The following is a 13,046-nucleotide window of genomic DNA, read 5'->3' as shown; positions in this document are numbered from 1 at the left end:
CAGTATCGGATCTGTGCATGTTGGTCCGGGCAGAAAGTGCAAGATCGCGAGGGTTTGGGGCGGCGAAGACGGGTATGCGGGCGCCCGGAGGTGTGGGGATATGGCTTCTGGTGGGGCTCGTAAGGGGATTTGGATCGCCATCGCGGTGGCGATCATCATCATCATCATTGTGCTGATCGCGATCGCGTCCGGCGGGGATGGGGGCGGTAACGGGTACTGATGTGAAGTAGCCGGTGTGCTGGGGCGTATCCGGCGGCGAGCATCGAACGGGTATATAACAGTCGGCATGGCCGAGCAGACCGGGAGCGCTCCGGGCGCCCAGCGGTTCATCCCGCCCGACGCCGACACCATCGACGACCTGCGCACCGCCGCGGGCGGCTGTCGGGGCTGTGAGCTGTACCGGGACGCCTCGCAGACGGTCTTCGGCCGGGGTGACGAGAGCGCCCGGGTGGTGCTGGTCGGCGAGCAGCCCGGCGACATGGAGGACCAGAAGGGGTTGCCCTTCGTCGGCCCGGCCGGCCGCCTGCTGCGCCGGGCGGTGGACGACGCCGGGTTGGACCCGGGTCACCTCTACCTGACAAATGCCGTAAAACACTTTCGTTTTGAACTGCGCGGCCGGCGGCGGATCCACCAGACCCCGGACCAGGCGCACATCACCGCCTGCCGCCCCTGGTTGGTCGCGGAGTTCGCCCGGCTGCGTCCGGAGTTCGTGGTGGTGCTCGGCGCGACCGCCGCCAAGGCGCTGCTCGGCCCGTCCTTCCGGGTCACCCGGCAGCGGGGCGAGCTGCTGCCCTGGCCGGAGTCGGCCCAACACCCCGCGGACTTCGAGCAGGTGCCGGTGGACAACGCCGGAAAGCGGGCCGACGCGCCGCCGGCTCGGCTGCTGGCGACCATCCACCCGTCCGCCGTGCTGCGCGCCGACGACCAGGACACGGCGTACCAGGGCCTGGTCGCCGACCTCACCGTCGTCACCCGCGCCCTGCCCGGATAGCCGGCGAGCGCGGCGGCCCCGACCCGACCTGAGCCGCCCGAAGCCGCCGGGCGGGTCTACCTCGCCGGGGACCGGCTCAGCCACGAGGTGGCCTGGCAGCACGGCCCGCCGGGCGGTGGCGTCGCCGCACCGGCCGCGGGTAGCACGGCTCGGTCGCCCGCCGTGATCTTGCCGGCGACGTCCTTGGCGGCGCGCTCCGGCGAAACCCACTGCCGCTGGTCGGCGCGGGTGCGCGAGGATGGGTCACCCCTTCCGACAGGAGTGCCGATGGCGACCGACCTGACCGCGGCGCACACCGCCACCGCGCCCGACGTCGCGTCGATCCAGCGGCGCACCCTGCGGCTGCTCTTCACCACCCAGATCATCGGCGGGATCGGCGTGACCATCGGCATCGCCGTGGGCGCGTTGCTCGCGGCCCGGATCGCCGGGACCGCGGTGGCCGGTGTCGCGCAGAGCGCCGGGGTGGTCGGTGCGGCGCTGCTCGCCGTCCCGGTCACCCGGATCATGGCGCGGCACGGTCGCCGGCCGGGTCTGGTGCTGGCGTACGCGGTCGGCGCCGTCGGCGGCGTGCTGGTGGTGCTGGCCGCGGCCACCCGCTGGGTGCCGTTGCTCTTCCTCGGCATGCTGCTCTTCGGCGGGGGCACCGCCGCGAACCTGCAGGCCCGCTACACGGCCGTGGATCTCGCCGAGCCGGCCCGACGGGGGCGGCAACTCTCCCTGATCGTCTGGGCCACCACCATCGGTGCGGTGGCCGCGCCGAACTTCGCCGCGCTGGCCGACCGGGTCACCACCGGCTGGGGGCTGCCACCGTTGGCTGGCCCGTTCGCGTTCAGCGCGGCCGCGTTCGTGCTGGCTGCCGTCGTACTCCTCGGGTTGCTCCGGCCCGACCCGTTGCTCACCGCGCGGCGGCTCGCGGCTACCGCTGCCGATCTGCCGTCGGCCGCCGACGCGACCGCGGTGGCGGCCGAGGCCCCGGCGGCGGGTGGTGCGGCGCCGGCCGCCGCGCCGGTCAAGGTGCGCGCGCCGCGCGTCGCCGGGATGCGTGCGGCCTGGTCGGTGGTACGCGGACAGCCCGCCGCCCGACTCGGCATCGCCGCCGTGGCGGTGGGTCACCTGGTGATGGTGGCGGTGATGGCGATGACGCCGGTCCGGCTCGGTGAGTCGCACGCCGACGCCGACGTGTTGCGGCTGGTCGGCATCGTGCTGAGCCTGCACATCGCCGGCATGTACGCGTTCTCCCCGGTGGTCGGTTGGCTCACCGACCGGCTCGGTCGACGGGCGGTGATCCTCGGTGGGGTCGGGCTGTTGCTGGCCGCCTGCGCGGTCGCCGGCACCGCCGGGCACCACACGCCTCGGCTCTCGGTGGGTCTGGTCCTGCTCGGGCTGGGCTGGTCGGGGACGATGGTGGCCGGCTCGACCCTGCTGTCCGAGTCGGTGTCGGCCGCGGTGCGGCCGAGCGTCCAGGGGTTGTCCGACCTGATCATGGGGCTGGCCGGGGCCGGGGCCGCCGTGGTCAGCGGGTTTGTCATGCAGTTCGCCGGATATCCCGTGCTCACCCTGCTCGCGGCGGTCGCGGCGGCGCCCCTGGTGGCGCTAGCGTTGCGCCCGGTGCCGACCGGGGCACCGGACGAGGAGGGCTGATAACTGTGCGGCTGACCGACTTCTGGACGCGGTTGGACGAGGCGTTCGGGCCCGGCTACGCGGCCAGCATCGCCCGCGATCAGGTGCTGTCCCAGCTCGGCGGACGGACCATCGAGCAGGCCCTGGCGGCGGGGGAGCAGACGCACGTGGTGTGGCGGGCGGTTTGTGCCGCCTACCCCGACCGGGTGCCCGCTCGACTACGCTGAGCAGCCTTTTCGACGGCTCCGCGTGTCGCTTGCCGAGTCGTACACCTGTTCGGCTATTGTCCACAGCGGGGTGCTCGTCCACAGCTCGCGGCCCGTCGGCTGGTTTTCTGTCGGACCTAGCGCCTAGCGTGTCCGCGTGACGCGAAGCTCAGCAAAGACGCCGGCGAAGGCAGGGGTGGCAACCATGGCAGCAGGGCCTGACCGGGAGAAGGCACTCGACCTTGCTCTCGCTCAGATTGACAAGCAATTCGGCAAGGGCTCGGTGATGCGGCTGGGTGACCGGCCGGTCATCCAGACCGCGATCATTCCGACCGGCTCCATCGCGCTCGACGTGGCCCTCGGCATTGGCGGCCTGCCCCGTGGCCGGGTGGTCGAGATCTACGGTCCCGAGTCCAGCGGTAAGACCACTGTGGCACTGCACGCGGTGGCCAACGCCCAGCGCAACGGCGGCATCGCCGCCTTCATCGACGCCGAGCACGCGCTCGACCCGGAGTACGCGAAGGCCCTCGGCGTCGACACCGACGCGATGCTGGTCTCCCAGCCGGACACCGGCGAGCAGGCGCTGGAGATCGCGGACATGCTGATCCGCTCCGGCGCTCTGGACATCATCGTGATCGACTCGGTGGCGGCCCTGGTGCCGCGTGCCGAGATCGAGGGCGAGATGGGCGACAGCCACGTGGGCCTCCAGGCCCGGCTGATGAGCCAGGCGCTCCGGAAGATCACCGGTGTGCTCAGCAACACCGGCACCACGGCGATCTTCATCAACCAGCTGCGGGAAAAGATCGGCGTCATGTTCGGCAGCCCGGAGACCACCACCGGTGGTCGGGCGCTGAAGTTCTACGCCTCGGTCCGGCTCGACGTGCGACGCATCGAGAGCCTCAAGGACGGCACCGACGTGGTCGGTAACCGCACTCGGGTCAAGGTCGTGAAGAACAAGGTCGCCGCGCCGTTCAAGCAGGCCGAGTTCGACATCATGTATGGCAAGGGCATCTCGCGTGAGGGCTCGCTGATCGACGTCGGCGTGGAGCAGGCGATCATCCGCAAGTCCGGAGCGTGGTACACGTACGACGGTGACCAGCTCGGTCAGGGCAAGGAGAAGGCCCGGGAGTTCCTGAAGGAAAACCCGGACGTGGCTGCCGAGATCGAGAAGAAGATCCTGGAGAAGCTCGGCGTCGGGGTCGGCGCGGGCGACGCCGCCGGTGGCCCGGAGCTGCCGCCGGTCGACTTCTGATCGGTCGCTGACCCATGGCAGGACGACGCGCTCGTACGGGGCGAGGCTGGGATGCCAGTCCGCCTCGTACGGGCGATGCCACCGATCCGCCCCGCCCTCGGCGGGGCCGCCGGGGTGGGTCCGGGGAGGCCGACGCCGTCGAGTCTCCGGGCCCTCCCCGGGACGAGTCCGAGGTGGCCCGCGAGATCTGTCTGCGCCAGCTTGCCGTTCGGCCCCGCACCCGGGCCGAGCTGGCCGGGGCGCTGGCCAAGCGGGGCATCTCCGAGGAGGTCTCGGCCGAGGTCCTCGACCGGTACGACGAGGTCGGCATCATCGATGACGCGGCGTTCGCCCGGGCCTGGGTGTCCAGCCGGCACGCCGGGCGCGGCCTGGCTCGCCGGGCGCTCGCCAACGAGCTGCGCCGCAAGGGCGTGGACGGCGAGGTGGCCACCGAGGCGTTGGGTGAGCTGGACGAGGAGACCGAGGCGGACACCGCCCGTGGCCTGGTGGAGCGCAAGCTGCGCACCGCCCGGGGCGAGCCGGACGCAGTCTTTCGCCGGTTGGTGGGCATGCTGGCCCGCAAGGGCTATCCGCCTGGTGTGGCCATCCGGGCGGTGAAGGACGCGCTCGCCGCGCAGAGCGCCGAGGCAGCCGAGTTCGCCGAGCAGATCGACGCCGACGCGCTCGCCGACGCCGAGGGCGAGTTGGAGCGCGACGGCCGTTCGTCGGGCTGACCACGGGCCGTTCCCGCCGAAAGAGGTTGTCCGCCTGTCGGACGGATGGGTCACACTCCGCCGCTGACCGGCGCACCCGGTCTTATGGCACCGGACGGTGGGTTAGGCCCGGCTTGAGCAGGCCTGACGTGTTGGGCAGCCTGTACACCTCGCGGAGTTTGTCCCCTCCTGTCCGGCGCGATATCAGCGCGCGGTGACGGTTCGACTTCTCTCCGTTCGGGGGGTTTGATCATGAGTCCTTGACCAGAGCACCCCCGGCGACCTAGCCTCGCCATACAGGCTCACATTGCCCGACCAGCGCAGGCTAAGCGCACAACATAGATCGCGTAACAAGACAGCATCACTTTGGCCGACTCCGCGGCCTTTGGCGGCAGTTCCGGACAGGCCGGTCCGGAACGCTGCGACAACTGCACCCGGTCGCCGACGCTGCCCACGGGCACCGCCGGCGGAGAAAGCTACCCACGGCCAGCCGCTCCGGTCGGGCGTCCACAGCCGCAGGAGTGTGCCCCCGGCACGGTCGCTGCGGTCTCGACGTTAGGGGAGGCGGCCATGGCGGGGCGGCGGCACAGGTTCATCGGTAGACCCGACGGGGTCCCGGCATGAACGCCTTCGACGTCGTGCTCCTCGCGGCCGTCCTCGTCCTCGCGGTGGTGGTGATCGGGGCCGTGCTGGTCGGCATCCGGACACTGCGCCGGATGGGTGCCGCGCCGGCCCCGGAGGATCCCGCCTTCATCGCCGAGAAGGACCGCCAGGAGCAGTCCCTCGCTGCCCTGCGCACCGCGGCCGACGAGGCGAACAGCACGATCGACGTGGCGAAGTCAGCGGCTGCCGCAGCCCGCACCGAGGCGGCGGCGGCGAAGGCCGAGGCGAAGGCGGCCCGCGCCGAGGCGCGTCGGGTCCTCGACGACGCCCGCGCCGAGGCGGACACCGTTCTGGAACGCGCCCACAAGCAGGCCGAGGCGGACGCCGAACAGTTGCGAACGGCAGCCCGGCGCAGCGGGGAGCGGGAGGTAGCGGTGCTCGCCGCCACCACCCGCGAGCAGGCCGCCGAGGTGGAACGTCGGGCCGCCCGAATGGACGAGCGGGAGCGGATGCACACCGAGGAGGTGGAGCGGTTCGCCGAGCGGGAGCGGCAACTCACCGCCGCGAAGGCCGCCCTCGCCGCCCGGGAGGCAGCGCTCGCCCAACGGGAGGCCGAGCTGACCGAGTCGGAGGAACTGCGCCGCCGGGAGCTGGAGCGGGTCGCCGGGCTCACCGCCGACTCCGCGCGACTGGAGCTGATCGACGCCATCGAGACGTCCGCCAAGCGGGAAGCGGCGCTGCTCGTGCGGGACATCGAGTCCGACGCGCGCAACACCGCCGAGCAGCGCGCCCGACACATCGTGGTGGACGCGATCCAGCGGGTCGCCAGCGAGCAGACCGCGGAGAGCGTGGTCAGCGTCCTGCACCTGCCCGGTGACGAGATGAAGGGGCGGATCATCGGCCGGGAGGGGCGCAACATCCGCGCCTTCGAGTCGGTGACCGGCGTCAACCTGATCATCGACGACACCCCCGAGGCGGTGCTGCTCTCCTGCTTCGACCCGGTCCGTCGAGAGGTCGGGCGGGTGACCCTGGAAAAGCTGGTCCTGGACGGGCGCATCCACCCGCACCGGATCGAGGAGGTCTACGACCTGGCCCGGCAGGAGGTGGAGCAGCTCTGTCTCCGCGCCGCCGAGGACGCCCTGGTCGAGGTCGGCATCACCGAGATCCACCCGGAGCTGGTGACCCTGCTCGGTCGGCTGCGCTACCGCACCTCGTACGGGCAGAACGTGCTCAAGCACCTGGTCGAGACCGCCCACATCGCCGGCATCATGGCCGCCGAGCTGCGGTTGGACGTGCCCATCATCAAACGGTCGGCGTTCCTGCACGACATCGGCAAGGCGCTCACCCACGAGGTGGAGGGCAGCCACGCCATCATCGGCGCCGACCTGGCCCGTAAGTACGGCGAACACGAGGACGTGGTGCACGCCATCGAGGCGCACCACAACGAGGTGCCGCCGCAGACCATCGAGGCCGTGCTCACCCAGGCCTCCGACGCCTGCTCCGGTGGCCGGCCGGGCGCGCGCCGGGAGAGCCTGGAGGCGTACGTCAAGCGGCTGGAGCGCATCGAGGAGATCGCCGCCGGCAAGCTCGGCGTGGACAAGGTCTTCGCCATGCAGGCCGGCCGCGAGATCCGGGTGATGGTCAAGCCGGACGACGTGGACGACATCGGGGCGGCCGTGCTGGCCCGCGACGTGGCCAAGCAGATCGAGGAGGAGCTGACCTACCCGGGTCAGATCCGGGTCACAGTGGTCCGCGAGTCCCGGGTCACCGAGATCGCCCGCTGATCCGACGCACCTGCCCGGGCCGGCAGGCAGGGAATGAGCAATATCGGGGTATCCCAGACGAAGGGATACCCCGATATCACGGAAGTGAGTCGATCAGGCGCCAGGCGCGACCTGGTGTCAGAAGCCTGCTCCGGCGCCGCCCTCGGCCTGGGACATCAGGGCCGCTGGCGGCGGGTTCTGCGCCGGGGTGCCCGCGGTCTTGCGGCCCTGGGCGAGCCGGCGCTGGACGTACTGGGCGAGCTTCGACAGTGAGTAGTTCACCACGATGAAGAGCACGGCGATCACGACGTAGACCTGGATGGGGTTGCCCAGTGCGCCGATGATCTGCTTGCCGATGTTCAGGGTCTCCTCATAGCTGATGATGAAGCCGAGAGAGGTGTCCTTCAGCACCACCACCAACTGACTGATCAGCGCCGGCAGCATGATCCGGAATGCCTGCGGCAGCAGGATCATCCGGGTGGTCTGTGCCGGGGACAGCCCGATGGCGGAAGCGGCTTCCGCCTGGCCGCCCGGCAGCCCTTCCATGCCCGAGCGGAGAATCTCGCCGATCACCACCGAGTTGTAGATGGTGAGGCCGATGACCAGATACCAGAGGTTGTCGAAGGCGATGCCGAACTCGGGAAAGCCGCGGGCCACGAAGAATATGGTGATCACCACCGGCAGGCCGCGGAACACTTCGACGCAGACCCGGGTGACCGCCGACAGCAGCACGCTCAGCCCGCGCAGCAGGTACGCCAGCGGCGCGGCGAGACCGGTGAACTTGCGACGGGTCAGGCTCTTGAGCTGGATCCGTAGCACCGCCAGCAGTGTGCCGACCACCAGTGAGGCCACGATGGCCATCGCCGCCGCGGTCAGCGTGTTCTTGAAGCCGAGGCCGATCCGTTCCCATACCAGGGAGAAGTTCTCGTTGGAGGGGTCGATCAGCGGCCCCCACAACTCCATTGACAACTGGCCCTTTTCGTCAAGCGGCCGGTAGACCAGGAAGTAGACCCCGACGAGCAGGACCAACCCGGCGACGAGGCTGCCGATCAGCGTGATCCGGCGCTGCCGGGGCCCGGGGATGTCGTAGAGGACGCTGGTCTGCTGACTCATCGGGCCACCGCCTGTCGCTTCTCGATCCGGTCCAGCAGGGTGCCGAGCGGCACGGTCATGATCAGGTAACCGACGGAGATGCCAATGGCGACCGGGACGAAGGCGTAGCCCTCGGCCCCGGTGAGTTGGTCGGCCGTGGCCGACAGGTCGCCGACGATCCCGAAGAAGCCGGCCAGCGCCGAGTTCTTGATCATCGCGATGATCACCGAGCCGAGTGGTACCACCGAGGCCTGCCAGGACTGCGGCAGCACTACGTAGCGCAGGTTCTGCCCAAAGGTCAGCCCCAACGATCGGGCGGCCTCCGCCTGGCCGGCAGGCACCGCGTTGACCCCGGACCGCAGCGCCTCACAGACGAACGCGGCGGTGTACAGCACCAGGGCGATCAGCGCGAACCGGAAGTACGGCAGGTCCGTGCCGAGCCGGGAGAACAACGAGTCGAGCACCGGAATGCGGAGGAAGTCCGCGTTGGAGCCGAGCGCCGGCAGACCGAACGCGGCGAAGAACATCACCACGGTCAGCGGCATGTTACGGAAGATGTTCACGTAGCTGGTGCCGAGCGCGCGCAGCGGTGGCACCGGCGAGATGCGGAGCACTGCCACGATGGCGCCCAGGAGAAGGGCGCCGATCGCGGCGAGTAAGCAGATCTGGAGGGTGAGCCAGAAACCACCCGCAAAGACGTCGAACTTGTCGATGAGCACGTTCACGGGTCGGTGTTCCTCCCACCCTCCAGATCGAAAGGCCTAGATCAGTAGCGGTTGATGGTGGGCGCAGCGCCCAGTTCCGCGCCGAACTTGCCGGCGGTGTCGTCCCAGGCCTTCTTCCAGCTACCGTCGGCGACAGCCTTGTCCAGCGTGTCGTTGATGAAGCTGCGGAAGTCCGCGTCGTCCTTCTTCACGCCGATGCCGTACGGCTCCTTGGTGAAGTTGGGGCCGGCCAGCTTGAAGGAGGCCTCGTCCTTGGCGATGTAGCCGAGCAGGATCACGTTGTCCGTGGTCACGGCGTCGACCTGGCCGCCCTTGAGGGCGTCACGGCACTTGTCGTAGGTGTCGAAGAGCACCAGCTGGGGGCCGACGTCCTTGACGTACTTCTTGATCTCCTCGGCCGGGGTGGAGCCGGTGACCGAGCAGACCTTCTTGGTGCCGTCCTTGAAGGAGTCCGGACCGGTGATCGTGGTGTCGTCCTTCTTCACCATGATGTTCTGGCCAGCCTCGTAGTACGGCCCGGCGAAGGCGATGCGCTCCTTGCGCTTGTCGTTGATCGTGTAGGTCGCGGCGACCAGGTCTACCGTGCCGTTGACGATCACGTCCTCGCGGACCTTCGAGGGGGCCTCGACCCACTCGATCTTGTCCTCGGGGATGCCCAGCTCCTTGACGATGATCTTGGCGATCTCGACGTCGAAGCCCTCCGGCTTGCCCGACAGGCCCTTCTGGCCGAAGCCGGGCTGGTCGAACTTCGTGCCGATCTTGATCTTCTGGGCCTTGTTCAGCTTCTCCATGGTGGTGCCGGCGGTGAAGGACTTGTCGCCGGAGCCGGTGCCCTCCCCGCCGTTGTTGTCACCGCAGGCGGTGAGGCCGAGCGCCAGAGCGGCGACCGCGGCGACTGCCGCAACGCGCTTGATACGCATACTTTTCTCCTTCTTCAACGGAGCCCGCCAGGGTGCGGCACGCTCCACAACGGACGCCTAGTGCGTGAGGATCTTGGAGAGGAAGTCCCGGGCCCGCTCGCTGCGCGGGTTGGCGAAGAATTCCGCCGGTGGGGCGTCCTCGACCAGCTGCCCGTCGGCCATGAAGATGACGCGGTTCGCGGCGTGCCGGGCGAAGCCCATCTCGTGGGTGACCACGACCATCGTCATGCCGTCGCTGGCCAGTGAGGTCATGACGTCGAGCACCTCGCCGACCATTTCCGGGTCCAGCGCGCTGGTCGGCTCGTCGAAGAGCATGGCCTTGGGCTGCATGGCCAGGGCCCGGGCGATGGCCACCCGCTGCTGCTGACCGCCGGAGAGTTGGGCCGGGAACTTGTCCGCCTGGTTGGCGATGCCGACCCGGTCGAGCAGGGCCAGACCACGCTCGCGGGCGGCGGCCGGCTTCTCCTTGCGGACCTTGATCGGGCCGAGGGTGACGTTCTCCAGGATGGTCTTGTGGGCAAAGAGGTTGAAGGACTGGAACACCATGCCCACCTCGCTGCGCAGCTTCGCGAGGGGCTTGCCCTCGGCCGGCAGCGGCTGACCGTCGAAGGTGATGGTGCCCGAGTTGATCGGTTCCAGTCGGTTGATCGCGCGGCACAGCGTCGACTTGCCGGAGCCGGACGGGCCGATCACCACGACCACCTCGCCCCGACCCACCGACAGTGAGACGTCGTCCAGCACGTGCAGCGGCCCGAACCACTTGTTGACCGCGTCCAGCACGATGAGCGGTTCGCCCGTCGTCACGTCGTCCACCGTCCCCTGTCATCTCCCGGATCGGGGTCGGTTGACCCCCGGTGCGGCCACTGTAGGCGGCCTGATGTGGCAGAACGCAAGCCAGCGGGTCACGGAGCGGTAACACCGGTCACGATCGTTCGGGTGCGTCCGATTTTGGTCACCAGGTGGGTGGTGATGGTGGTGATCGTGGCGCGTTGTCGAGATCATGGGTGGATGACCGAACCCGTACGGCTGACCATGTACGCCCGTGGCGGTGGCTGCGCCTGCAAGATCCCGCCCGGCGAGTTGGAGATCATGGTGGCCGGCCTCGGCCCGCCGACCGGCACCGCGGAGTTGCTGGTCGGGCTGGATCACGGCGACGACGCGGCGGTGGTGCGCTTCGACGAGCGGACCGGCCTGGTCAGCACTGCGGACTTCTTCACGCCGGTGGTCGACGACGCGTACGACTGGGGTCGGATCGCAGCGGCCAACGCGCTCTCCGACGTGTACGCGATGGGCGGCACCCCGCTGGTGGCGCTCAACCTGCTCTGCTGGCCGCGGGACGTGCTCCCGCTGGAGTTGGCCCGTGAGGTGCTGCGCGGCGGCCAGGACGTGGCGCGAGAGGCCGGTTGTCACCTGGCCGGCGGGCACAGCGTGGACGACGACGGCCCGAAGTACGGTCTCGCGGTCACCGGCACGGTCCGGCCGGAGGAGCTGATCACCCTCGACGCCGGGCGGGCCGGGGTGCCGTTGTCGCTGACCAAGCCGCTCGGGGTGGGCGTGTTGAACACCCGGCACAAGGCGACCGGGGAGAGCTTCCCGGAGGCGGTGGCCACGATGAGCGCGCTCAACCGGGACGCCGCCCGCGCGGCGGTCGCCGCCGGCATCCGGTGCGGCACCGACGTGACCGGGTTCGGGCTGCTCGGGCACGCGTCGAAGTTGGCCCGGGCCAGCCAGCTCACGGTGGCCATCGACACCGCCCGGGTGCCCTATCTGGCCGGTGCCCGCGAGGCGCTGCGGGACGGGTTCGTCAGCGGCGGCAGTCGGCGCAACCTGGACTGGGTGACCCCGTGGACCGACTTCGGCGCGGCGGACGAGGCGGAGCGGCTGCTCCTGGCCGACGCGCAGACCTCCGGTGGGCTGCTGGTCGCCGGCGAGGTGCCCGGCGCTCCCGTGGTGGGTGAGCTTTTGCCCCGGGGCGAGCACCTGGTTGTCCTGCGCTGACCGAGTGCGGTTGACCGGCGGGGAACACGCGGTGGCGGTGGTACGGATGCCGCACCGTACCCGATAAACTGTCACCTTCCCGCTACTCCGAGCAATGCCGCTCAGGGAAATTTTGCCCGGAATGGTCACAGACCGGTAACTTGCCCCCGGCTGGGGTCAAATGCCCCCCACCATCGTGTGTAAGGCCCGATCCGGAGGCCGGTGGGGACGAACGCAGCGAGGAGGCGGAATGACCGAGCTGTGGAACTGGAGAATCGACGGGGCTCAACCCGTGGAGGTCTACCCGGCGCTGGCCGAGGCGCTTGGTCGGGTGGTGATGCCGTTGGCGGCGGCCGACCCGGCGCGGCTGCCGGCGTACGCGGTGGTGTGTGACGTCTGGCAGGCGCCGGGCGAGTTCGCGACGGTGGTGGACTGCTACGGGGTGCCCGAGCAGCTCTCCGAGCACGCGGGCATCGCCGCGCTGGCCCGATTGCTGGGCCGCAACTGCCTGTTGCGCGACGACACGCTCGACGCGGGCCGGCACCTGCTCGTCGCGCCGGACGGCACGGTCCGTCCGGTGCACTTCGACGTGCGGGACACCGACGACGGTGAGGTGCTCAGCAAGCTGCGGCTCTGCTCGCTGGGCGACCCGGGTTGCCGGGGCTGGTCGCAGTGCCACCGCTCGCGCTGGGCGCCGGACACTGTCGCCCCGGTGCTCGCCGCGGCCTGACCCTCTTCAGGGTCAGGCCCGGCCGGGTGCCGTGCTGGTGGGCGGCTCGCTCAGCTGGCGGCGGTGGCCGACCGGTCCGTGGTGCCCGATCCGGCACCCCGCACCACGAGTTGGTCGAGCAGGGTGCGCGTCGCCTCGGCCACGGCGGCCACCGCGGCGTCGAACGCGGCGGCGTTGTGCGCGGCGGGCGCCCGGAAACCAGAGATCTTCCGGACGTACTGCAACGCCGCCGCCTCGACGTCCGCTTCGGTCACCTGCGGGGTGAACGGTTCCCGCAGCGTCTTGATGCTCCGGCACATGTGAGCTCCTCCTCCGTCCACCGGGGCTACCACTCGCCGTGCCGGCTGTGGTACCGACGGTGACACTGGGTCGATATTTGTCTATCCTGGTCACGGACCAGAGCCGTTCGAGCCACAGCCGCCGCTCGCGCTCCCAGCGCCCCGGGCCCCCGGAGACTCATTGTGGACCATGCCCC

The 13,046-nt window shown here is 70.1% G+C and carries 14 protein-coding genes; 9 read left to right on the top strand and 5 right to left on the bottom strand.

The window, feature by feature from the left end:
• The 7 genes from DLJ59_RS37095 to rny all read left to right on the top strand — a co-directional run.
• On the top strand, positions 1-220 hold a 220-nt coding region (locus DLJ59_RS37095), incomplete at its 5' end, for a hypothetical protein (protein ID WP_208648935.1).
• A 66-nt stretch (positions 221-286) separates the two neighbouring features.
• Positions 287-991, top strand: coding sequence for a UdgX family uracil-DNA binding protein (locus DLJ59_RS34290; protein WP_124778263.1), 705 nt, complete (start codon positions 287-289; stop codon positions 989-991).
• A gap of 267 nt (positions 992-1,258) precedes the next feature.
• A complete protein-coding gene (locus DLJ59_RS34285) occupies positions 1,259-2,632 on the top strand; it encodes an MFS transporter (RefSeq protein ID WP_124778262.1) in 1,374 nt (457 codons plus the stop codon).
• Positions 2,633-2,637: 5 nt separating this feature from the next.
• Positions 2,638-2,838: a DUF3046 domain-containing protein gene (locus DLJ59_RS34280; protein WP_030336777.1), complete on the top strand. Its 201-nt coding sequence runs from the start codon at positions 2,638-2,640 to the stop codon at positions 2,836-2,838.
• 184 nt (positions 2,839-3,022) lie between these two features.
• Positions 3,023-4,069: a recombinase RecA gene (recA, locus tag DLJ59_RS34275; protein WP_124778261.1), complete on the top strand. Its 1,047-nt coding sequence runs from the start codon at positions 3,023-3,025 to the stop codon at positions 4,067-4,069.
• 14 nt (positions 4,070-4,083) lie between these two features.
• Positions 4,084-4,782, top strand: coding sequence for a regulatory protein RecX (locus DLJ59_RS34270; RefSeq protein ID WP_124778260.1), 699 nt, complete (start codon positions 4,084-4,086; stop codon positions 4,780-4,782).
• 599 nt (positions 4,783-5,381) lie between these two features.
• Positions 5,382-7,148: a ribonuclease Y gene (gene rny / locus DLJ59_RS34265; RefSeq protein ID WP_124778259.1), complete on the top strand. Its 1,767-nt coding sequence runs from the start codon at positions 5,382-5,384 to the stop codon at positions 7,146-7,148.
• Positions 7,149-7,265: 117 nt separating this feature from the next.
• Here the strand turns inward: rny and DLJ59_RS34260 are convergent, their stop codons facing one another.
• The 4 genes from DLJ59_RS34260 to DLJ59_RS34245 are packed head-to-tail and all read right to left on the bottom strand — an operon-like array spanning position 7,266 to position 10,677.
• Positions 7,266-8,240: an amino acid ABC transporter permease gene (locus DLJ59_RS34260; protein ID WP_124778258.1), complete on the bottom strand. Its 975-nt coding sequence runs from the start codon at positions 8,238-8,240 to the stop codon at positions 7,266-7,268.
• Complete coding sequence (locus DLJ59_RS34255; protein WP_124778257.1) at positions 8,237-8,944, bottom strand: amino acid ABC transporter permease; 708 nt, start codon at positions 8,942-8,944, stop codon at positions 8,237-8,239. The genes DLJ59_RS34260 and DLJ59_RS34255 overlap by 4 nt, the downstream gene beginning before the upstream one ends.
• Before the next feature lie 41 nt (positions 8,945-8,985).
• Positions 8,986-9,864: a glutamate ABC transporter substrate-binding protein gene (locus DLJ59_RS34250; protein WP_124778256.1), complete on the bottom strand. Its 879-nt coding sequence runs from the start codon at positions 9,862-9,864 to the stop codon at positions 8,986-8,988.
• Positions 9,865-9,921: 57 nt separating this feature from the next.
• A complete protein-coding gene (locus DLJ59_RS34245) occupies positions 9,922-10,677 on the bottom strand; it encodes an amino acid ABC transporter ATP-binding protein (RefSeq protein ID WP_124778255.1) in 756 nt (251 codons plus the stop codon).
• Positions 10,678-10,872: 195 nt separating this feature from the next.
• Here DLJ59_RS34245 and selD point away from each other — a divergent pair, with 195 nt between their 5' ends.
• Both selD and DLJ59_RS34235 read left to right on the top strand, forming a co-directional pair.
• Complete coding sequence (selD, locus tag DLJ59_RS34240; RefSeq protein WP_124778254.1) at positions 10,873-11,862, top strand: selenide, water dikinase SelD; 990 nt, start codon at positions 10,873-10,875, stop codon at positions 11,860-11,862.
• A 229-nt stretch (positions 11,863-12,091) separates the two neighbouring features.
• On the top strand, positions 12,092-12,571 hold the full coding sequence (locus DLJ59_RS34235; protein ID WP_124778253.1) for a hypothetical protein: 480 nt from the start codon (positions 12,092-12,094) through the stop codon (positions 12,569-12,571).
• 50 nt (positions 12,572-12,621) lie between these two features.
• On the opposite strand, the gene DLJ59_RS34230 is transcribed toward DLJ59_RS34235, so the two are convergent.
• Positions 12,622-12,870: a DUF2277 family protein gene (locus tag DLJ59_RS34230; protein ID WP_124778252.1), complete on the bottom strand. Its 249-nt coding sequence runs from the start codon at positions 12,868-12,870 to the stop codon at positions 12,622-12,624.
• Positions 12,871-13,046 lie beyond the last annotated feature (176 nt).

It is taken from the genome of Micromonospora inaquosa (assembly GCF_003857055.1).
GTDB classification, from domain to species: domain Bacteria; phylum Actinomycetota; class Actinomycetes; order Mycobacteriales; family Micromonosporaceae; genus Micromonospora; species Micromonospora inaquosa.
Note: the sequence above shows the minus strand (reverse complement) of the source record. Positions and strands in the feature narration are given on the sequence as shown.

Bases quoted from the DNA above. Each gene is read 5' to 3' on its own strand.
- recA (WP_124778261.1), top strand. From the start codon at position 3,023: ATGGCAGCAGGGCCTGACCGGGAGAAGGCACTCGACCTTGCTCTCGCT.
- DLJ59_RS34235 (WP_124778253.1), top strand. From the start codon at position 12,092: ATGACCGAGCTGTGGAACTGGAGAATCGACGGGGCTCAACCCGTGGAG.
- DLJ59_RS34290 (WP_124778263.1), top strand. From the start codon at position 287: ATGGCCGAGCAGACCGGGAGCGCTCCGGGCGCCCAGCGGTTCATCCCG.
- rny (WP_124778259.1), top strand. From the start codon at position 5,382: ATGAACGCCTTCGACGTCGTGCTCCTCGCGGCCGTCCTCGTCCTCGCG.
- DLJ59_RS34260 (WP_124778258.1), bottom strand. From the start codon at position 8,240: ATGAGTCAGCAGACCAGCGTCCTCTACGACATCCCCGGGCCCCGGCAG.
- DLJ59_RS34230 (WP_124778252.1), bottom strand. From the start codon at position 12,870: ATGTGCCGGAGCATCAAGACGCTGCGGGAACCGTTCACCCCGCAGGTG.
- DLJ59_RS34270 (WP_124778260.1), top strand. From the start codon at position 4,084: ATGGCAGGACGACGCGCTCGTACGGGGCGAGGCTGGGATGCCAGTCCG.
- DLJ59_RS34250 (WP_124778256.1), bottom strand. From the start codon at position 9,864: ATGCGTATCAAGCGCGTTGCGGCAGTCGCCGCGGTCGCCGCTCTGGCG.
- DLJ59_RS34285 (WP_124778262.1), top strand. From the start codon at position 1,259: ATGGCGACCGACCTGACCGCGGCGCACACCGCCACCGCGCCCGACGTC.
- selD (WP_124778254.1), top strand. From the start codon at position 10,873: ATGACCGAACCCGTACGGCTGACCATGTACGCCCGTGGCGGTGGCTGC.